At 66.6% G+C, this 17,927-nt stretch carries 19 protein-coding genes; 13 read left to right on the forward strand and 6 right to left on the reverse strand.

Annotation, left to right across the window (positions count from 1 at the left end):
* The gene (locus Q5Y72_RS03340) at positions 1-453 is read right to left on the reverse strand and encodes a PaaI family thioesterase (protein WP_371930742.1); all 453 of its coding nucleotides are present in this window, start codon (positions 451-453) and stop codon (positions 1-3) included.
* Positions 454-597: 144 nt separating this feature from the next.
* Between Q5Y72_RS03340 and Q5Y72_RS03345 the strand changes: the two genes are divergently transcribed.
* From Q5Y72_RS03345 to Q5Y72_RS03385, 9 genes are all read left to right on the forward strand, one after another.
* Positions 598-978: a MerR family transcriptional regulator gene (locus Q5Y72_RS03345; protein WP_305961998.1), complete on the forward strand. Its 381-nt coding sequence runs from the start codon at positions 598-600 to the stop codon at positions 976-978.
* A gap of 113 nt (positions 979-1,091) precedes the next feature.
* Positions 1,092-1,490, forward strand: coding sequence for a MerR family transcriptional regulator (locus Q5Y72_RS03350; protein ID WP_305961999.1), 399 nt, complete (start codon positions 1,092-1,094; stop codon positions 1,488-1,490).
* Positions 1,491-1,494: 4 nt separating this feature from the next.
* Positions 1,495-3,270: an acyl-CoA dehydrogenase C-terminal domain-containing protein gene (locus Q5Y72_RS03355; RefSeq protein WP_305962000.1), complete on the forward strand. Its 1,776-nt coding sequence runs from the start codon at positions 1,495-1,497 to the stop codon at positions 3,268-3,270.
* A gap of 69 nt (positions 3,271-3,339) precedes the next feature.
* A complete protein-coding gene (locus Q5Y72_RS03360) occupies positions 3,340-3,981 on the forward strand; it encodes a glutathione S-transferase family protein (protein ID WP_305962001.1) in 642 nt (213 codons plus the stop codon).
* Positions 3,978-5,189, forward strand: a complete 1,212-nt coding sequence (locus Q5Y72_RS03365; protein WP_305962002.1) for an acetyl-CoA C-acetyltransferase — start codon at positions 3,978-3,980, stop codon at positions 5,187-5,189. The genes Q5Y72_RS03360 and Q5Y72_RS03365 overlap by 4 nt, the downstream gene beginning before the upstream one ends.
* Positions 5,190-5,200: 11 nt before the next feature.
* On the forward strand, positions 5,201-7,387 hold the full coding sequence (locus Q5Y72_RS03370; protein ID WP_305962003.1) for a 3-hydroxyacyl-CoA dehydrogenase NAD-binding domain-containing protein: 2,187 nt from the start codon (positions 5,201-5,203) through the stop codon (positions 7,385-7,387).
* A gap of 154 nt (positions 7,388-7,541) precedes the next feature.
* On the forward strand, positions 7,542-8,720 hold the full coding sequence (locus tag Q5Y72_RS03375; protein WP_305962004.1) for a toxic anion resistance protein: 1,179 nt from the start codon (positions 7,542-7,544) through the stop codon (positions 8,718-8,720).
* Positions 8,717-9,736 carry a DUF2927 domain-containing protein gene (locus tag Q5Y72_RS03380; protein WP_305962005.1) on the forward strand — a complete coding sequence of 340 codons (1,020 nt, stop codon included), beginning with the start codon at positions 8,717-8,719 and terminating at the stop codon, positions 9,734-9,736. The genes Q5Y72_RS03375 and Q5Y72_RS03380 overlap by 4 nt, the downstream gene beginning before the upstream one ends.
* Positions 9,737-9,871: 135 nt before the next feature.
* The gene (locus tag Q5Y72_RS03385) at positions 9,872-10,300 is read left to right on the forward strand and encodes a VOC family protein (protein ID WP_305962085.1); all 429 of its coding nucleotides are present in this window, start codon (positions 9,872-9,874) and stop codon (positions 10,298-10,300) included.
* A 102-nt stretch (positions 10,301-10,402) separates the two neighbouring features.
* Here the strand turns inward: Q5Y72_RS03385 and Q5Y72_RS03390 are convergent, their stop codons facing one another.
* The 3 genes from Q5Y72_RS03390 to Q5Y72_RS03400 all read right to left on the reverse strand — a co-directional run bounded on the left by Q5Y72_RS03390 (position 10,403) and on the right by Q5Y72_RS03400 (position 11,771).
* Positions 10,403-10,915 (reverse strand): MarR family winged helix-turn-helix transcriptional regulator, encoded by a 513-nt coding sequence (locus Q5Y72_RS03390; protein WP_305962006.1) that lies wholly within the window; start codon positions 10,913-10,915, stop codon positions 10,403-10,405.
* Positions 10,916-11,077: 162 nt separating this feature from the next.
* A complete protein-coding gene (locus Q5Y72_RS03395) occupies positions 11,078-11,374 on the reverse strand; it encodes an FAD assembly factor SdhE (RefSeq protein ID WP_305962007.1) in 297 nt (98 codons plus the stop codon).
* Position 11,375: 1 nt separating this feature from the next.
* Positions 11,376-11,771, reverse strand: a complete 396-nt coding sequence (locus Q5Y72_RS03400) for a helix-turn-helix domain-containing protein (protein ID WP_305962008.1) — start codon at positions 11,769-11,771, stop codon at positions 11,376-11,378.
* Positions 11,772-11,803: 32 nt separating this feature from the next.
* Here Q5Y72_RS03400 and Q5Y72_RS03405 point away from each other — a divergent pair, with 32 nt between their 5' ends.
* Complete coding sequence (locus Q5Y72_RS03405; protein ID WP_305962009.1) at positions 11,804-13,006, forward strand: pyridoxal phosphate-dependent aminotransferase; 1,203 nt, start codon at positions 11,804-11,806, stop codon at positions 13,004-13,006.
* Between the two features lie 231 nt (positions 13,007-13,237).
* Here the strand turns inward: Q5Y72_RS03405 and Q5Y72_RS03410 are convergent, their stop codons facing one another.
* Positions 13,238-14,020, reverse strand: coding sequence for a 3-hydroxybutyrate dehydrogenase (locus Q5Y72_RS03410; protein ID WP_305962010.1), 783 nt, complete (start codon positions 14,018-14,020; stop codon positions 13,238-13,240).
* A 332-nt stretch (positions 14,021-14,352) separates the two neighbouring features.
* Here Q5Y72_RS03410 and Q5Y72_RS03415 point away from each other — a divergent pair, with 332 nt between their 5' ends.
* The 3 genes from Q5Y72_RS03415 to Q5Y72_RS03425 are packed head-to-tail and all read left to right on the forward strand — an operon-like array spanning position 14,353 to position 16,675.
* Positions 14,353-16,212 (forward strand): extracellular solute-binding protein, encoded by a 1,860-nt coding sequence (locus tag Q5Y72_RS03415; RefSeq protein WP_305962011.1) that lies wholly within the window; start codon positions 14,353-14,355, stop codon positions 16,210-16,212.
* Positions 16,209-16,337 carry a hypothetical protein gene (locus tag Q5Y72_RS03420; protein ID WP_305962012.1) on the forward strand — a complete coding sequence of 43 codons (129 nt, stop codon included), beginning with the start codon at positions 16,209-16,211 and terminating at the stop codon, positions 16,335-16,337. The genes Q5Y72_RS03415 and Q5Y72_RS03420 overlap by 4 nt, the downstream gene beginning before the upstream one ends.
* Complete coding sequence (locus Q5Y72_RS03425) at positions 16,337-16,675, forward strand: hypothetical protein (protein ID WP_305962013.1); 339 nt, start codon at positions 16,337-16,339, stop codon at positions 16,673-16,675. Before Q5Y72_RS03420 ends, Q5Y72_RS03425 begins: the two co-directional genes overlap by 1 nt.
* Positions 16,676-16,701: 26 nt before the next feature.
* Here the strand turns inward: Q5Y72_RS03425 and Q5Y72_RS03430 are convergent, their stop codons facing one another.
* Positions 16,702-17,853 carry a BCCT family transporter gene (locus Q5Y72_RS03430; RefSeq protein WP_305962014.1) on the reverse strand — a complete coding sequence of 384 codons (1,152 nt, stop codon included), beginning with the start codon at positions 17,851-17,853 and terminating at the stop codon, positions 16,702-16,704.
* Between the last annotated feature and the right edge of the window lie 74 nt (positions 17,854-17,927).

Here is a 17,927-nt window from a genome sequence, read left to right on the forward strand (position 1 = left end):
CTACCTTTCCGCCGTGAAGGCACCGGTCGCGGCGGCCACCGGATTCTCGCCGTCCTCGTCCAGCGCGACCGCCCGCAGGAAGGCCACGCTGCGGGTCATGTGATAGCATTCGGCCCGCGCGGTGATCCGCTGCCGGGGCGCCGCCGCGCGCATGTAGTCGATGCGCAGGTCGATGGTGGCAGTGGATCGCGGGCTGGCCGGATGCATCATCACCGCGGCCCCGCAGCAGGTGTCCATCAGCGCCGATACCACGCCGCCGTGAATGACCCCGGTGCGCGGGTCGCCGACCAGATGATCGGACCAGGGCATGCTGATAACCGCCCGGCCCGGCCCCAGGTCGTCCACCCGCATCCCGAGGGCGCGGGCATGGGGGATCGCCTCGATGAATTGCTGGGCGATCCGCTTGCGGTCGTCGCGGTCGCTGTCGTCGCTTGGCCCGGCAGACATCGGCATCTCCTGCGCTTGCACGCCCCAGGCTTAGCGCCGGCGGCCCGCCCTGCTCAACCCCTGTCGCGGCGGCAGGCGACTTGCGGTTGAGCCGTGACCGCAGAAGGGCTAGGTTTCCTTACGAGACCAAAGTCTGAGGAGCGGACGCGGATGCCGTCACAGTCACTGCTGAGCTTCAAGGAGATGTGCGCGCGATTCGAGGTCACGCCGCGGACACTGCGCTATTACGAGTATATCGAGTTGCTGAACCCGCAGCGCGACGGGCGCAGCCGCCTTTATGGCCCGCGCGAGATCGCCCGCATGACCCTGATCCTGCGCGGCCGCCGCTTCGGCTTCTCGCTGGAAGACATCCGCCAGTGGCTGCTGATGTACGAACAGACCGGCAGCCGCAAGCAGTACGAGGCCTGGCTGTCGCTTGCCGACCGCCAGCTCGAGGTCATGGACGGCCAGATCGCCGAGTTGCAGGCGGCCCGCGCCGACCTGAAATCGCTGCGCGATCTCAGCGAGGACGAGATCCGCAACATGCGCTGAAACGTCGCGCCGCGGGCGCGGAGTTGTGACGCTGCGTCTCGCTTACGTTCGCGTAAACTTGGGCCTATATCCTGCCGCAGGATGGCTTGGGGCCCAGGGAGGAACGGCGCGACATGCCCGACGAGGTGCTGACGATCAGACAGATGTGCGACCTGTTCGAGGTCACGCCGCGAACGTTGCGATTCTACGAATCGCGCGAACTCATCTTTCCCGAGAGGCGTGGCCAGCGGCGCCTTTATGACCGGCGCGACCGCGCCCGGCTGACGCTGATCCTGCGCGGCAAGCGGTTCGGCTTCAGCCTGGAACAGATCCGCCAGCTGCTGGAATGCTACGAGCCCGGCGGCACCAACCGCACGCAGATCGCGGCGACGCTGAAGGTCGGCCGCGACCGCCTTGCCGACATGGAACGCCAGCACGCCGAACTGGCCGAGGCCATCGCCGAGCTGAAAGCCCAGATTGCAGAAGCAGAACACCGCCTGGCCGGGATGCCGGCCGATTTGCGAACAGGATAGAGAGATGCCGATCTACACCGCACCGACCCGCGACCTGCAATTCGTCCTGCACGACGTGCTGGAGGTGCAGCAAAGCGGCCTGCCCGGACATGACGAGATGGACCCCGGCTTCACCGAGGCGGTGCTGGACGCAGCCGGCAAGCTGGCCTCCGATGTGCTGGCCCCGCTGAACAGCTCCGGCGATGCCGAGGGCTGCCGTCTGGAAAACGGCGTGGTCTACACGCCCGGAGGCTACAAGCAGGCCTTCGAGGCCATGCGCGAGGGCGGCTGGACCGCGCTGGATTGCGACCCCGATTACGGCGGACAGGGCCTGCCTTATGTCATCGGCCTGGCCACGGGCGAGATGTTCGCCGCCGCCAACATGGCCTTCACCATGTATCAGGGCCTGACCCACGGCGCCTATTCGGCGATCCGCACGCATGGCACCGACGCGCAGAAGCAGACCTGGCTGCCCCGGATGGTCAGCTGCGAATGGACGGGCACCATGAACCTGACCGAGCCGCATTGCGGCACGGATCTGGGCCTGCTGCGCACCCGCGCCGAGCCGCAGGAGGATGGCAGCTACCTGATCACCGGCCAGAAGATCTTCATCTCGGCGGGCGACCACGACCTGTCGCAGAACGTCATCCACCTGGTGCTGGCCAAGGCGCCGGGCGGAGGCGAGGGGACCAAGGGCATCAGCCTGTTCATCGTGCCCAAGTTCCTGCTGAACGAGGACCGCTCGGTCGGCGAGCGCAACGCGGTCAGCGTCGGCAGCCTTGAAGAGAAGATGGGCATCCACGGCAACGCCACCTGCGTGATGAACTTCGACGGCGCGCGCGGCTGGCTGCTGGGCGATCTGCACAAGGGCATGCGGGCCATGTTCACGATGATGAACGAGGCGCGGCTTGGCGTGGCGCTGCAGGGCTATGCCTGCGCCGAGGCCGCCTATCAGAACGCGGTGGCCTATGCCAAGGACCGGCTGCAGGGCCGCGCGGTGACCGGCATCGCCAACCCGGCCGGCCCCGCAGACCCGCTGATCGTGCATCCCGACATCCGCCGCAGCCTGATGGATCAGAAATCCTTCATCGAGGGGGCCCGCGCGCTGGCGCTGTGGGGCGCGCATCTGATCGACCGCAGCCACAACGGCGATGCCGAGGCCGAAGGGCTGATCTCGCTGCTGACGCCGGTGGCCAAGGGGTTCCTGACCGACAAGGGCTTCGACGCGACCGTGCAGGCCCAGCAGGTCTTTGGCGGGCATGGCTATATCGAGGAACATGGCATGAGCCAGTTCGTCCGCGACGCCCGCATCGCGATGATCTACGAGGGCGCCAACGGCATCCAGGCGCTGGACCTTGTGGCGCGCAAGCTGCCGCAGGGCAGCGGCAAGGACATGATGGCCTTCTTTGCGATGATCAAGGCGTTCTGCAAGGAACATGGCGACAATCCGCGCCTGGCCAACGATTTCGTGGTGCCGCTGAAATCGGCGTCCAAGGATCTGCAGGCCGCCGTGATGTTCTTCATGGAGCGTGGGATGTCGCGGCCCGATGATGCGCTGTCGGGATCGACCGACTTCCTGCATCTGTTCGGCCATGTCGCCCTGGGCTTCATGTGGGCGCGCATGGCGGTGGCCGCCACGCTGGCGCTTGACGAGGAAAACCCGGACGAGGCCTTCTATCGCAACAAGCTGCTGACCGGACGCTATTACATGCAGCGGCAACTGCCGATGACCGTGACCCATCTGGCCCGGATCAGGACCGGCGCCGACCCGGTCATGGCGCTGCACGTCGACGCGTTCTGAGATCGGCCCCCGCCCACCAGCGGTGGCGGGGGGCGGGCCGGCAGGCGCCACAACCACAGGGGAGGAAGGATGACCGCGCAACTCTGGTGCTTTGGCGAATCCGGCAACGCCTACAAGGCGGCGCTGACAATGCAACTGGCCGGCTATGACTGGCAGCCCGTCTATGTCGATTTCTTCAATGGCGAGGCCCGCAGCCCCGAATTCCGCGCGCTGAACCCGATGGGCGAGGTGCCGGTGTTCCGCGAGGACGGGCTGACCCTGACGCAATCCGCCGTGATCCAGCTGCATGTCGCCGAACGGACCGGCAGGTTCCTTGGCAGCGACCGCAACGAGACGCTGCGCTGGCTGATGTTCGACAATCACAAGCTGTCCGGCCAGGCCGGACCGGCACGGTTCCTGTTGAACTTCCTGCCCGAGGCCAAGCGCCCGGCCGGTGCCGCCGCGTATCTGCAGGGCCGCCTGAAGGGCGCCTATCAGGTGCTGGACGCGCATCTTGCCACCCGCGACTGGGTGGCGCCCGGTGGGCCCGGCATCGCCGATTTCGCGCTGTGCGGATACCTGTATTATCCCGAGCCCTTCGGCTTCGATCGCGCCGACTGGCCGCATGTCGGCCGCTGGCTTGACGCCATCGCCGCCCTGCCCGGCTGGCAGCACCCCTACGACCTGATGCCCGGAAACCCATCCGACCGGGCGCCCAAGGAGGACACATGACCGACGCATTCATCTATGACGCCGCCCGGACGCCGCGCGGCAAGGGTCGCCCCGATGGCAGCCTGCACGAGGTCACCTCGCTGGCGCTGTCGGCGCGCCTGCTGAACGCCGTCAAGGAGCGCAACGGGCTGGAAGGCCACGCGGTCGAGGACGTGATCTGGGGCAATGTCACCCAGGTCAAGGAACAGGGCGGCTGCCTGGCCCGGTCCGCCGTGCTGGCATCCGATCTGGACGAACGCATCCCCGGCCTGTCGATCAACCGCTTCTGCGCGTCGGGCATGGAGGCAGTGAACCTTGCCGCCAATCAGATCCGGGGCGGGGCCGGGCAGGCCTATATCGCCGGCGGGGTCGAGATGATGGGCCGCGTCGCCATGGGCAGCGACGGCGCCGCCATCGCGGTCGATCCCTCGCTGGCGATGAAGACCTATTTCGTGCCGCAGGGCATCAGCGCCGACATCATCGCGACCGAATACGGCTTCAGCCGCGAGGATGCCGACAACCTGGCGCTGGAAAGCCAGCGGCGTGCGGCGCAGGCGTGGCAGGAGGGGCGCTTTGCCCGCTCGATCGTGCCGGTGCTGGACCAGAACGGCCTGACCATCCTCGACCGCGACGAATACATGCGCCCCGGCACGACGCCGGACGACCTTGCGAAGCTGAAGCCCGCCTTCAAGGAAATGGGCGAGGCGATGCCGGGTTTCGACAAGGTGGCGATGCTGAAATACCCGCATCTGGACCGGATCGAGCATATCCACCATGCCGGAAACAGCAGCGGCATCGTGGACGGCGCGGCCGCCGTGCTTATCGGCAATGCCGAGTTCGGCAAGGCGCATGGCCTGAAGCCCCGCGCCCGCATCCGCGCGACGGCCAAGATCGGCACCGACCCCACCATCATGCTGACCGGCCCGGTGCCGGTGACCGAGAAGATCCTGGCCGACAGCGGCATGGCGATCAGCGACATCGACCTGTTCGAGGTGAACGAGGCCTTCGCCAGCGTGGTGCTGCGCTTCATGCAGGCGTTCCAGGTCGATCCGGCCCGCGTCAACGTCAACGGCGGCGCCATCGCCATGGGCCACCCCCTCGGCGCGACCGGCGCGATCATCATCGGCACCCTGCTGGACGAGCTTGAGCGGCAGGACCGGCAGGTGGGCCTTGCGACCCTGTGCATCGCGTCCGGCATGGGCGCGGCCACCATCATCGAACGCGTGTGAGGAGCCCGGACATGACCGATTTCACGATGGACAAGGGCGCCGACGGCGTCGCGGTGATCACCTGGGACGTGCCGGGCAAGTCGATGAACGTGCTGTCGATGGATGGCGCGACTGCGCTGGACGGGCTGATCGACGACGCGCTGGCAGACGAGGCCGTGAAGGGCGTTGTCATCACCTCGGGCAAGAAGGACTTTGCCGGCGGGATGGATCTGAACGTCATCGCGGGAATGAAGGACCGCGGCGGGGCGCAGGGGGTCTTTGACGGCGTGATGACGCTGCACCACCTGCTGCGCAAGATCGAACTGGCCGGGATGGACCCCAAGACCAAGAAGGGCGGCAAGCCGATCGCCGCAGCGCTTCCCGGCACCGCGCTTGGCATCGGGCTGGAACTGCCTCTGGCCACGCACCGGATCTTTGCCGCCGACAATCCGAAGGCCAAGATCGGCCTGCCCGAGATCATGGTCGGCATCTTTCCGGGCGCGGGCGGCACCACCCGCCTGACCCGCAAGCTGGGCGCGATGATGGCCGCGCCCTTCCTGCTGGAAGGCAAGCTGTCCGACCCGAGGAAGGCCAGGGCGGCCGGGCTGATCGACGAGGTGGTCGAAGACCCGCTGGCCGCCGCGCGCGACTGGGTGCTGGCTGCAAAGGATGCCGACATCGTCAAGCCCTGGGACGCCAAGGGCTACAAGATGCCGGGCGGAGAGCCGTTCCACCCGGCGGGCTTCATGACCTTCGTGGGCGCCTCGGCGATGGTGCATGGCAAGACCATGGGGGTCTATCCCGCCGCCCGGGCGCTGCTGTCGGCGGTCTATGAGGGCGCCATGGTGCCCTTTGACCAGGCCCTGAAGATCGAGGCGCGCTGGTTCACCAATGTCCTGATGAACCCCAGCAGCAGCGCGATGATCCGCAGCCTGTTCATCAACAAGGAGGCGCTGGAGAAGGGCGCCAACCGCCCCGAGGTCGCGGACCAGACCGTGCGGAAGGTGGGCATCCTGGGTGCGGGCATGATGGGCGCGGGCATTGCCCATGTCAGCGCCATGGCCGGGATCGACGTCGTCCTGATCGACGCCGCACAGGACGCCGCCGACCGTGGCAAGGCCCATTCCGCGGGCCTGCTGGACAAGGCGATCGGCCGCAAGAAGGCGACCGAGGAGAAGAAGGCCGAGGTGCTGGGCCGGATCACCGCCACCACCGATTATGCCGCGCTGGCCGGCTGCGACCTGATCGTGGAAGCCGTGTTCGAGGACCCGGCCGTGAAGGCCGAGGTCACCCGGAAGGCCGAGGCGGTGATCCCCGGCGACGCCATTTTCGCGACCAACACCTCGACCCTGCCGATCGGTGATCTGGCGAAGGCCAGCGCGCGGCCCGAACAGTTCATCGGCATCCACTTCTTCAGCCCGGTCGACAAGATGCTGCTGGTCGAGATCATCAAGGGCCGCCAGACCGGCCCCCGCGCCGTCGCCAAGGCGCTGGATTTCGTGCGCCAGATCCGCAAGACGCCGATCGTCGTGAATGATGCGCGGTTCTTCTATGCCAACCGCTGCATCATCCCCTATATCAACGAAGGCATCCGCATGGTCGGCGAAGGCGTGAACCCGACCCTGATCGAGAATGCCGCCAAGCTGATGGGCATGCCGCTGGGTCCGCTGCAACTGGTCGATGAAACCTCGATCGATCTGGGCGTCAAGATCGCCAGGGCAACCCGCGCGGCGATGGGCGAGGCCTATCCCGACGGCGCCGTGGACGCGGTGATCTTCTGGATGGCCGATCAGAACCGCCTAGGCCGCAAGACGAACGCCGGGTTCTATACCTATGACGCGGCGGGCAAGCGGCAGGCATTGTGGGACGGTCTCGACGCCCAATATCCGCAGGCCGACGACCAGCCCGAACTTTCCGAGGTGCAGCACCGGCTGATGTTCGCCCAGACCCTCGAGGCGGTTCGGGCGCTGGAGCAGGGCGTGCTGGAAGACATCCGCGAAGGCGATGTCGGGGCGATCCTCGGCTGGGGCTTCGCGCCCTGGTCCGGCGGGCCCTTCGGCTGGCTCGACATGCTGGGCGCGGCCCGAGCGGTCGAGATCTGTGACCACCTCTCAGCACGTCACGGCGACAGGTTCGCCGCCCCTGCCCTGCTGCGCGAGATGGCTGCCAGCGGCGACAGCTTCTATGGACGCCTCGCCGCCCGGCCACGCGCCGCCTGAACCGCCCCCGGCACGAAGACGTCCCTTGCGATCCTGCACGGGGGCGAAACTTTCGCCCCCTGCTGCCGTTGAACCAGGCCGAAATCGGCATATGCTGCGCTGCGACAGGTCGCCGCGGCGGCCGTTCTGGCTGGACGGGACAAGGACGATTCTGATGACCGACGACACGCGCCGCCGCGCCGAGGCCGCCCGGAACGACATCGAGCAGGTGACCTCGGTCGTGCTGCCCGAACCGGCGGACGGCCCGGCCGCGCTGGATCAGGCCGATCCGGCAACCAGCGAGGAGATCCGCCGCCGCATGGACGAGATCGACCTGGCCGACAGCGGCTCGATCATGCGCTTTGGCACCCGCGCGCAATCCGAATTGCAGCAGATCAGCCAGAAGATGCTGGCCGATGTGAAGAACAAGGATGTCGGCCCGGCCGGCGACAGCCTGCGCCGCATCGTCACCACGATCCGCGGCTTTTCCAGCGCCGAACTGGACATGCGCCGCGAGCGCAGCTGGTGGGAGCGGCTTCTGGGACGTTCGGCCCCGTTCGCGAAGTTCGTCGCGAATTACGAGAAGGTCCAGACCCAGATCGACCGCGTGACCTCGGATCTGGAAGGGCATGAACAGCGGCTTCTGAAGGATATCAAGGCGCTGGACCTTCTGTATGAGCGCACGCTGGCCTTCTATGACGAACTGGCGCTGTATATCGCGGCGGGCGATGCCAAGCTGGCGCAGCTTGACGGCGAGGTGCTGCCCGCGCGGCAGGCCGCCATCGAGGCGGCGGCCGAGCCCGATCAGGTGATGCAGGCGCAGGAGCTGCGCGACCTGCGCGCCGCCCGCGACGATCTGGAACGGCGCGTCCACGACCTGCGCCTGACCCGGCAGGTCACGATGCAGTCGCTGCCCTCCATCCGGCTGGTGCAGGAAAACGACAAGTCTCTGGTGACGCGGATCAATTCGACGCTGGTGAACACCGTGCCGCTGTGGGAGACGCAGCTTGCGCAGGCCGTGACGATCCAGCGCGGCGCCGAGGCCGCACGCGCGGTGAAGGAGGCCAACGACCTGACCAACGAATTGCTGACCCGCAACGCCGACAACCTGCGGCAGGCCAACGCCCAGATCCGCACCCAGACCGAACGGGGCGTCTTCGACATCGACGCGGTCAGGACCGCGAATGCCCAGCTGATCGCGACCATCGAGGATAGCCTGCGCATCGCCGACGAGGGCCGCGCCCGCCGCGCCGCCGCCGAGGACGAGTTGAACCGCATGGAGACCGGCCTGCGCCAGGCGCTGGCCTCGGCGGGGGCGCGCGGCGCAATCTCGGGCGGGGACGACCGGCGATGAGGGCCGCGGCGCTGCGCCCGGCGCTGCTGGGTCTGATCGTGCTGCTGGCGGCCTGCGCCGACCGGCCCGCGATCGAGGCCGTGCCGCCGCCCATGCGTCCGACCCCCGCCGTCGCACCCCCCGCGGGCCCGACGCAGGAAGAGTTGCGCCGCGCCCGGGCCTCGCGCAATCGCATCACCAACGCTGCCGCCGCCGATGCCCAGTCCAGCGGGCTTGGCCCCGACGCGGCGCAAAGCGCCCATTACCGCGCGGTCGAGCGCGGGTTGCTGGCGCAAGGAAGGCTGCGGCGCGACCGGGTGCCGCTGGACGCGCCGATCACCGCCGATCGTCTCGCAAGCGACTTCATCCAGATCGCGCTGCGCGACGAATACAGCCGCAGCGGCGATCGGCTGCTGCCCGGCGCGCAGGATGCGCCGCTGCGACGCTGGCGCGATCCGGTGCGGTTTCAACTGGAATTCGGGCAATCCTCGGACACCGCCCTGCAGCGCATCTATCGCGGCGAGATCGCGGCCTTCGCGGCACGGTTGCAGCGGGTCACCGGCCACCCCGTCGGGCTGACCGGCAACGGCGGCAATTTCCTGGTGCTGATCCTGTCCGACAGCGAACGCAAATCCATCGGTCAGCGGCTGGGCACGCTGATCCCCGACCTTCCCGCGCAGGATGTTGCGGCGCTGAGCGCGCTGGATCGCGACAACCTGTGCACGGTCTTCGCCTATTCGCGGGGCAGTGGAACCGATTACGTGCGGGCGGTCGCCCTGCTGCGGGCCGAATTGCCGCCCCTGCTGCGCAGTTCCTGCATCCATGAGGAGCTGGCGCAGGGCATGGGCCTGGCGAATGACAGTCCCACCGCCCGGCCCTCGATCTTCAACGATGACGAGGAATTCGCGCTGCTGACGCGACACGACGAATTGCTGCTGCAGATCCTGTATGATCCGCGGCTGCGCCCCGGCATGACCGAGGCCGAGGCAATCCCGATCGTGCGCGAGATCGCGGCCGAATTGCTGCCCTCGTCGTGATCGCGGCACGCCGCGCCGGGGAACCGGGGCGCCGACTGCGCTGTTTCGTCCGCATGGTCGGAGCCTGTGCCGCGGACAGCGCCGACGCCGACGCCGACGCCGACGACCCGAGAAACGACAGGACAGGAGATGGCTATGGACATCCGCTATTTGCACACGATGGTGCGCGTGAAGGATCTGGAACAGAGCATGGCGTTCTTCCGGCTGCTGGGGCTGGAGGAAACCCGGCGCATCGACAATGAAAAGGGCCGCTTCAGCCTCGTCTTCATGGCGCCGCCCGGCCAGCCCGAATGCCCGGTCGAGCTGACCTACAACTGGGATGGCGACGACGGCCTGCCCTCTGACAGCCGCCATTTCGGCCATCTGGCCTATCGCGTCGGCAATATCTACGAGATGTGCCGGCGCCTTCAGGATGCTGGCGTCACCATCAACCGCCCGCCCCGCGATGGCCACATGGCCTTTGTGCGCAGCCCCGACAACATCTCGATCGAACTGCTGCAACAGGGCGACAGCCTGCCGCCACAGGAACCCTGGGCCAGCATGGACAATACCGGCCACTGGTAGCACCGGCCCGGCGCGCGGCGCTGACGCCAGACGCGCCGGCATCGCCCCCGTTCGGCATCCGGGGTGGCGGTCGTTTGCCGCAGCCCCGTTGCGCAGCCGGGATCAATAGATGTAGCGGATCTGTTCGGTCCAGAAGCGTTCGATGCGGCGGCTTTGCAGGTTCACCTGGTCGAGGGGCGGATCGTCCAGCACGCCCGACATCGCCAGCCCCGCCGCGTGGCGCAGGAACAGATTGTGGACCAGAACGCGCACCGCCAGCCCCTCATCGGTCAGCCTGACGCGGACGGAACGGCGATCCATGTCGCAGCGTTCGTGATGGACATAGCCCATCGTCACCAGCTTCTTCAGGTTGTAGCTGACATTCGAGCCCTGATACATGCCGCGTGACCGCAACTCTCCCGCCGTCACCTCGGATTCGCCGAGGTTGTAGAGGATCAGCGCCTGCACGGGCGTCAGATCGTTGCGGCCCAGGCGTTCGAATTCGTCCTTTACCAGATCCAGCATCAGCCGATGCATCCGTTCCAGCAGTTGCAGCGATTCAAGATAGGCTTCAGCGGTCACCGCGGCCTCTTCGGTTGAGGGCGCGTCGTAACCGTGTCGTTCGAACTGGGGCATTTGACTCAACATCACGAATTTCTGTCCTGTCAGGGTCGGCTCACGGACGACTATGGGACAAAAACACAAATCTTCAGTTAATTGCCGTCGAAAGCTGCAGTCCGGATAAGGCCCGCGGCCCGGGCAACCCTGCGTCACCTTGCCGGAACTGCGTCAAATTGTTCACATCGGGCCTGGTTGGCGCGCTGTCGCATGGGCGGCGATTCGGTCGAGGATCGCGGCCAGCGCCGCGGGTCCGGTCGCGGTATCGTCGCTCTGCGTCACCCGCCGCGTGACCCACAGATAGAGATCCTGATCGTTTTCCGCCAGAAGCGCCTCGTAGGCGGCGATCGCCCGGTCGTCCAGCGCGGGCAGGACCTCGTCGGCGAAGGGGCCGAGGATCAGGTCCATCTCCTTCATGCCACGGCGCCAGCTGCGCATCCTGAGGCGGCGCAGGCGGGTTTCGGGAGTTTCGGTCATTTCAGCCATCGGCAAGCAGCTCTTCGATCCGGTCCACACGCTGCGCGGCCTCGTCCAGCAGGCGGCGCAGCTGGCGCAACTCGCTGCGCACACCCGGCGACGGACCGTCGCCCTGCTGCGGACCCTCGCCCTCGCCGGTCAGCAGCCAGACCAGCGATACCCCCAGCATCCCCGACATGCGCCCCAGAAACACCGCGCGCGGTTCGGCCTGATCGGCCTCCCACCCCGACAGCGTGTCGGCGCGCACCCCCAGCCGTGCCGCCAGATCGTCAAGCGTCAGCCCCGCCGACTCGCGCGCGGCGGTCAGCCGGTCGCCCAGGGTCGCCTCGTCCTCTCCATAGCCATGCCGATCCATCACCGCCTCGCTTGTGACCCGTTCGAGGCCAGCGTATGCCATCGGGACAGGCAGTTCAAACCGACGAGGCCGATATGAGCTTTCTTGCCGAGCGTCTGGCGCGGATCAAGCCCTCGCCGACCATCGCGATGACCACCCGGGCCGCCAGCCTGCGGGCCGAGGGCCGCGACATCATCGGCCTGTCCGCGGGCGAGCCCGATTTCGACACGCCCCCGCACATCCGCGAGGCCGGCAAGGCGGCGATCGACACCGGCCGGACCCGCTATACTCCGGTGGATGGCACAGCGTCGCTGAAACAGGCGATCTGCGACAAGTTCGCGCGCGAAAACGGTCTGGACTACACCCCCGCCCAGATCACCGTGGCCAGCGGCGGCAAGCAGATCCTGTTCAACGCGCTGATGGCCACGCTGGATGCCGGCGACGAGGTCATCATTCCAGCGCCCTACTGGGTCAGCTATCCCGACATGGTACTGCTGGCCGAGGGGCGGCCGGTCATCGTCGAATGCGGCATCGCCGACGGCTTCCGCCTGACGCCGCAGGCGCTGGAGGCCGCGATCACGCCGCGCACCAAATGGCTGATCCTGAACTCACCCTCGAACCCCTCGGGTGCGGGCTATGACCGGGCCGCGATGCAAGCCCTGACCGATGTTTTGCTGCGCCACCCGCAGGTCTGGGTGCTGGCGGACGACATCTACGAACATCTGGTGTTCGACGATTTTGCCTTCGTGACCCCCGCCCAGGTCGAGCCGCGCCTGAAGAATCGCGTGCTGACCATGAACGGGGTCAGCAAGGCCTATGCGATGACCGGCTGGCGGATCGGCTATGGCGGCGGGCCGGAGCCGCTGATCCGCGCGATGGGCAAGCTGCAGTCGCAGTCCACCTCGAATGCCTGTTCGATCAGCCAGTACGCCGCCGAGGCAGCGCTGAACGGGCCACAGGACTACATCCACGACAGCCGCGCGGTGTTTCAGCGCCGCCGCGATCTGGTGGTGGCGGGGCTGAACGCCTGCCCCTTCGTCCGCTGCCCGACACCGCGGGGTGCGTTCTACGTCTATCCCTCGATCGAGGCGATGATCGGCCGCACGACCGCAGGCGGCACGCGGATCGACAACGACGAGGATTTCGCCAACGCGCTGCTGGACGAAACCGGTGTGGCGGTGGTCTTCGGCGCGGCCTTCGGCCTCAGCCCGCATTTCCGTGTCTCCTACGCCGCAGCCGACGAGTTGCTGGCCGAGGCCGTGGCACGCATCCGCACCTTCTGCGAGGGATGCACCTGAGCGGCACCGGATCGTCCGACAGGCAACGCGCCCCGGCCGTCACGACCGGGGCGCGTTGTCATTCCGGCCGACGACGCCGGCGCTTCAGAAGATCCCCAGCACGTACAGCACGATGATGACCACCACCGGTACGCCAAGGAACCACGCCACCAGACCCTTCATCCTTCGCCTCCCGTCACGCAGTTTCAGCCCAACGCGGGCCGGGACCGGCGGTTCCCGCCGGCGCAGGCATCACAGCGCGGTCCAGCCGCCATCGACGCTGATCGTGGTGCCGGTGATCTGCGCGGCGGCGTCGCTGCACAGGAACACGGCGGTGTCGCCGATCTCCTCGACCGTCGCGAATTCCTTCGAGGGCTGACGCTCCAGCATGACCTTGCGGATCACGTCGTCGCGACTCATGCCGTATTCCTTCATCGTCTCGGGGATCTGCGCCTCGACCAGGGGGGTCAGGACATACCCCGGGCAGATCGCGTTGCAGGTGATCGGTTCCCTGGCGGTTTCCAGCGCCGTAACCTTGCTGAGGCCGACAACCCCATGCTTGGCCGCAACATAGGCGGACTTGAACGGGCTTGCCGTCAGCCCGTGCGCCGATGCGATGTTGACGATGCGTCCCCAGCCCGCCTTGCGCATCAGCGGAAGGGCGGCGGCGCTGGTGTGGAAGGCCGAGGACAGGTTGATCGCGATGATCGCGTCCCACCGCTCGACCGGGAAATCGGGGATCGGGGACACGAACTGCACGCCTGCATTGTTCACCAGGATGTCGCAGCGTTCGGCCCGTGCGATCAGGGCACGACAATCCTCGGCCTTCGACATGTCGGCCTGCACATAGCGGACGGCGACGCCGTGTTCTTCGGCAAGGCCTGCGGCCAGCGCATGATCCTCGTCGCGGTCGGTAAAGCTGTTCAGCACCAGATCGGCCCCGGCGCGCGCAAGCCGATGCGCCACGCCCAGTCCGATGCCGGAATTCGACCCCGTCACCACCGCCGTCTTGCCTGTCAGGAACTTCTCGAACATGGGTTTGCCCACTCCATTCATCGCTGTCGGGGGCAGCTTAGCCAGACATGCGGGCGGGTGCAGCCGCAAAAAGCCCCGTTGACCGGCCCGGGGATGGGAACGGCCCCGGGCGGGCTGTCACCGCGCGCCGGACGGGGCAAAAAAAAGCGCCCGCACAAGGCGGGCGCAAGTCATGAGGCAGGTTTCATACAGGCAAGAAACCTATCGAGCAGTGGGTTATTTATACGCGACTCGCCGCCCGAGTCCAACAGGGAAGTTGGCCGCGCCATTGACGCCCCCCCGGCGAGCCTGTTGAAATCTCCGGCAAACAAAGAATGACGAGGCAGGCGGCGATGCGAATCTTCGAAAACCTTAACAATTGCGCGATCAGGCGGGGTGCGGCCGTGCTGCTGATCGCGGCTGCCGGTGTTGCAGCAATGCCGCTGGCAAGCCCCGCCAGCCCCGCCCATGGCATTGCAATTTATGGAGAACCTGCGCTTCCTGAGGGCTTTGAGCATCTGCCCTACGCCAATCCCGACGCGCCGAAGGGCGGGACGATTCGGCTGGCCGAGCCGGGGGGATTCGACTCGCTGAAGCCCTGGATCCTCAAGGGAAACGCCGCCTGGGGTGTCGGGGTGCATGTCGCCGAGACGTTGATGTACCGCTCGATCGACGAGCCTTTCACGCTGTATGGCCTGCTGGCCGAGACGGTCGAGACCGACCCCGCGCGAAGCTGGGTCGAATTCACGCTGCGCCCCGAAGCGCGGTTTTCGGACGGATCGCCGGTCACTGTCGAGGACGTGATCTGGTCCTACGAGACCCTCGGTACCGTGGGTCATCCGCGCTATCTGGGCGCCTGGTCCAAGGTCGAGGGCATCGAGCAGACCGGCGAGCGCAGCCTGCGCATCACCTTCACCGAACCCGACCGCGAACTGGCGATGCTGATGGGTCTGCGGCCGGTGCTGAAGAAGGCGCAGTGGGCCGACGGCAATTTCGGCGATTCAAGCCTCGAACCGCCGATCGGATCGGGCGCCTATGTCGTGGACCGCGTCGATCCCGGCCGCGCGATCACGTTCCGCCGCAACCCCGACTATTGGGGCAAGGACCTGCCGCTGAACCGCGGGCTGAACAATTTCGACGAGATCCGCTATGATTATTTCGGGGACGCCAACGCGATGTTCGAGGCGTTCAAGGCGGGCGAGGTGAACATCTGGCGCGAATTGTCGGCGCAGAAATGGGACAGCGAATACGACTTTCCCCTGATGGCCGAGGGCAAGATCGTCAAGTCCGAGATCCCGAACGAACGGCCCTCGGGGATCATGGGTCTGGTGATGAACACCCGCAACCCGATCTTCGCGGACTGGCGGGTGCGGCAGGCGATGATCGAGGCCTTCAACTTCCAGTTCATCAACGCCACGCTGAATGGCGGCAAGGACAGCCGCATCACGTCGTATTTCGCCAATTCCAGCCTTGCCATGCAGCCCGGCGCCGCCGAGGGACGCGAGCGCGAGCTGCTGGAGCCCTTCGCCAGGTCGCTGCCGCCCGGCGCGCTTGAAGGCTATGTGCTGCCTGAGGGCAGCGATCAGCCCCTTGACCGCCGCGCCCTGCGCCGGGCCATTGCGCTGCTCGAGGAGGCCGGCTGGACGGTCCAGGGCGGGGTGCTGACGAATGATGCCGGACGCCCCTTCAGCTTCGAGATCCTGCTGAACCAGTCGGGCAGCGCGATGCGCGCGGCCTCGGAGATGCAGCAGATCGTCGACATCTATATCGAGGCACTGCGCAACCTGGGCATCACCCCGCGGGTCACCATGCTGGATGCCGCGCAGTATGTTCAGCGCACCAACAATTACGATTTCGACATGACCTGGTATGAACGCGCCCTGTCGCTGTCGCCGGGCAACGAACAGCGTCTCTACTGGGGCAAGGACGGGGTGACGTTGCCCGGCAGCCGCAACTGGATGGGCATGAACAGCCCCGCCGCCGAGGCGATGATCGACGCGATGCTGAGCGCCGACACCCCCGAGGCCTTCGCCGCGGCCGTCCGGGCGCTGGACCGGGTTCTGACCGCGGGGCGCTATGTCATCCCGGTCGGCTACTCGCCCATCTCGCGGCTGGCCCATTCGGGCCGGCTGCATTATCCTGAAAGGACGCCGCTTTACGGCGACTGGCCCGGATTTCTTCCCGAGGTCTGGTGGCAAGAGGCAGAAAAATGAAACGAGCAGCAACGATCCTGCTGGCCTGCGCGTTGCTGGCCAGCTGCAACACGGTGGCGGGCGTCGGAGAAGACATCTCGGGCATGGCGCGATGGTCGCAGCAGGGAATGGGAGGGGGATACTGATGAAGTGGCTTCATGTTCAGCAGAACTGGCCCGCCTTCTACGAGGCGATCATGGACAAGTGGCCCGAGGTCGACGAGGCCGATCTTGACGAGATCGACGGCGACCAGCGGGCCTTCATCGCCCATCTGGCCGAGGCGACCGGTCAGGAGGCCGCCGACATCCGCGACGAACTGCGCGAATGGCTGGCCGGCGAGATCCCGTCGGACGTGGTGATGGATCCGATCCACGACAACCACTCGATCTCGCTCAGCGCCAAATACGTCAATGAGGGCGAGGACGAATACGACGACGACGCCCGCTTCGGCGATGACGACGATCATCGCGGCGACGGCGACTGACGCAGCCGCCGCATCGCCGGCTGGCCTCAGCGCACCGCGGCAATCCCCGACAGCAGACCCAGCCGGCGCAGGATCATCGCGTAGATGATCGCATAGAGACCGGCCACCACCAGCCCGACCCACTGGATCTCGAACGGCGTGAAAAAATAGGCGCCGACAAGGATCAGTTGCAGGAAGAAATGCATCGGATAGTAGACCCGATCGCCGAGATTTTCGCGCGACCAGCCCAGATTGGCCGCGTAAAGGCGGATCAGGCTGTCCAGCGAGTTGATGACGAACACCACGCCCACGAAGATCATGAACCAGTTGAGCCATGTGGGGATCACGATCTGCGCCTGATGATAGATGTAGAGAACGCAGAACCACAGCCCCAGCGGAATGGCCGGCAGCGCCACCATCGCCAGCGCCAGCTGCCAGACCGGCAACCCGCCGACGAAGCGGGCGACGAACTGGCCGATCATGATGCTCCAGGCAAACCACCAGAACAGATAGAATTCGTGGTAGTCGCTGATCGGCACGGAAAAGCGCGGCAGATGGGCGAAATAATCCATCAGCAGGCCGATATTGGCAGCGAAATCCGTCAGCCCCACGCCGCTATAGGCGAACGCCACCAGCGCCAGCGCCGTGAAGGCCAGCATCCCGAAGCCGTAGGTCGAGACGATGGCCAGCCATTTCATGATGTTCATGTCGCCGCTGGAGGTGACCGAAAAGGCCAGCACGGCGATGACCAGTGCCCAGATCGCCAATTGCGGCAAGTCCGGCGCATAGGTCGGCAGGTTGATCATGAAGAGGTAGCAGGTGAAGGAACAGGTCGCGATCACGGTCAGGTTGTAGATCCATTTGACCAGCGGAACCTCGAACAGGCGCAGCCGGGGTTCCAGCGCGACGAAATAGAAGGTGGTCACGAAATACATCAGCCAGACCAGCGGCCCCCACATGCCGAACTCGACCGCCAGCGCGTTGGTGAAGGCGAACGCCGGGTCCTGTTCGTAGATCGGGAACTCGTTCAGCGGCAGCATCACCAGCCCCATGTCCAGCCCCGCCGTGAAGAGCAGCGCGATCAGGGTGAAGATCCCGACCGGCGTGTCCCCCGTGCAGCGCACGCGGGGCCATCGGACCAGCACGAAAAGCGCGCAGGCGAGAACGCTGAGATAGGCGACGGTGATGATCGGCGTCATATGAACCTCTTGGCTGCCAAAGGCGATGTCTTTGCAGGAAGCTCCGCCTGCCGGGAGCGGCGAGGCGGCTGCGG

The sequence above is a fragment of the Paracoccus spongiarum genome (assembly GCF_030732095.1).
Lineage (GTDB): Bacteria > Pseudomonadota > Alphaproteobacteria > Rhodobacterales > Rhodobacteraceae > Paracoccus > Paracoccus spongiarum.

Excerpts from the sequence above, each read along its gene's own strand:
- Q5Y72_RS03405 (WP_305962009.1), top strand. The coding sequence starts at position 11,804 with ATGAGCTTTCTTGCCGAGCGTCTGGCGCGGATCAAGCCCTCGCCGACC.
- Q5Y72_RS03340 (WP_371930742.1), bottom strand. The coding sequence starts at position 453 with ATGCCGATGTCTGCCGGGCCAAGCGACGACAGCGACCGCGACGACCGC.
- Q5Y72_RS03380 (WP_305962005.1), top strand. The coding sequence starts at position 8,717 with ATGAGGGCCGCGGCGCTGCGCCCGGCGCTGCTGGGTCTGATCGTGCTG.
- Q5Y72_RS03365 (WP_305962002.1), top strand. The coding sequence starts at position 3,978 with ATGACCGACGCATTCATCTATGACGCCGCCCGGACGCCGCGCGGCAAG.
- Q5Y72_RS03345 (WP_305961998.1), top strand. The coding sequence starts at position 598 with ATGCCGTCACAGTCACTGCTGAGCTTCAAGGAGATGTGCGCGCGATTC.
- Q5Y72_RS03355 (WP_305962000.1), top strand. The coding sequence starts at position 1,495 with ATGCCGATCTACACCGCACCGACCCGCGACCTGCAATTCGTCCTGCAC.
- Q5Y72_RS03400 (WP_305962008.1), bottom strand. The coding sequence starts at position 11,771 with ATGGCATACGCTGGCCTCGAACGGGTCACAAGCGAGGCGGTGATGGAT.
- Q5Y72_RS03370 (WP_305962003.1), top strand. The coding sequence starts at position 5,201 with ATGACCGATTTCACGATGGACAAGGGCGCCGACGGCGTCGCGGTGATC.
- Q5Y72_RS03385 (WP_305962085.1), top strand. The coding sequence starts at position 9,872 with ATGGACATCCGCTATTTGCACACGATGGTGCGCGTGAAGGATCTGGAA.
- Q5Y72_RS03395 (WP_305962007.1), bottom strand. The coding sequence starts at position 11,374 with ATGACCGAAACTCCCGAAACCCGCCTGCGCCGCCTCAGGATGCGCAGC.
- Q5Y72_RS03430 (WP_305962014.1), bottom strand. The coding sequence starts at position 17,853 with ATGACGCCGATCATCACCGTCGCCTATCTCAGCGTTCTCGCCTGCGCG.
- Q5Y72_RS03420 (WP_305962012.1), top strand. The coding sequence starts at position 16,209 with ATGAAACGAGCAGCAACGATCCTGCTGGCCTGCGCGTTGCTGGCCAGC.
- Q5Y72_RS03410 (WP_305962010.1), bottom strand. The coding sequence starts at position 14,020 with ATGTTCGAGAAGTTCCTGACAGGCAAGACGGCGGTGGTGACGGGGTCG.
- Q5Y72_RS03375 (WP_305962004.1), top strand. The coding sequence starts at position 7,542 with ATGACCGACGACACGCGCCGCCGCGCCGAGGCCGCCCGGAACGACATC.
- Q5Y72_RS03415 (WP_305962011.1), top strand. The coding sequence starts at position 14,353 with ATGCGAATCTTCGAAAACCTTAACAATTGCGCGATCAGGCGGGGTGCG.
- Q5Y72_RS03390 (WP_305962006.1), bottom strand. The coding sequence starts at position 10,915 with ATGCCCCAGTTCGAACGACACGGTTACGACGCGCCCTCAACCGAAGAG.
- Q5Y72_RS03360 (WP_305962001.1), top strand. The coding sequence starts at position 3,340 with ATGACCGCGCAACTCTGGTGCTTTGGCGAATCCGGCAACGCCTACAAG.
- Q5Y72_RS03425 (WP_305962013.1), top strand. The coding sequence starts at position 16,337 with ATGAAGTGGCTTCATGTTCAGCAGAACTGGCCCGCCTTCTACGAGGCG.
- Q5Y72_RS03350 (WP_305961999.1), top strand. The coding sequence starts at position 1,092 with ATGCCCGACGAGGTGCTGACGATCAGACAGATGTGCGACCTGTTCGAG.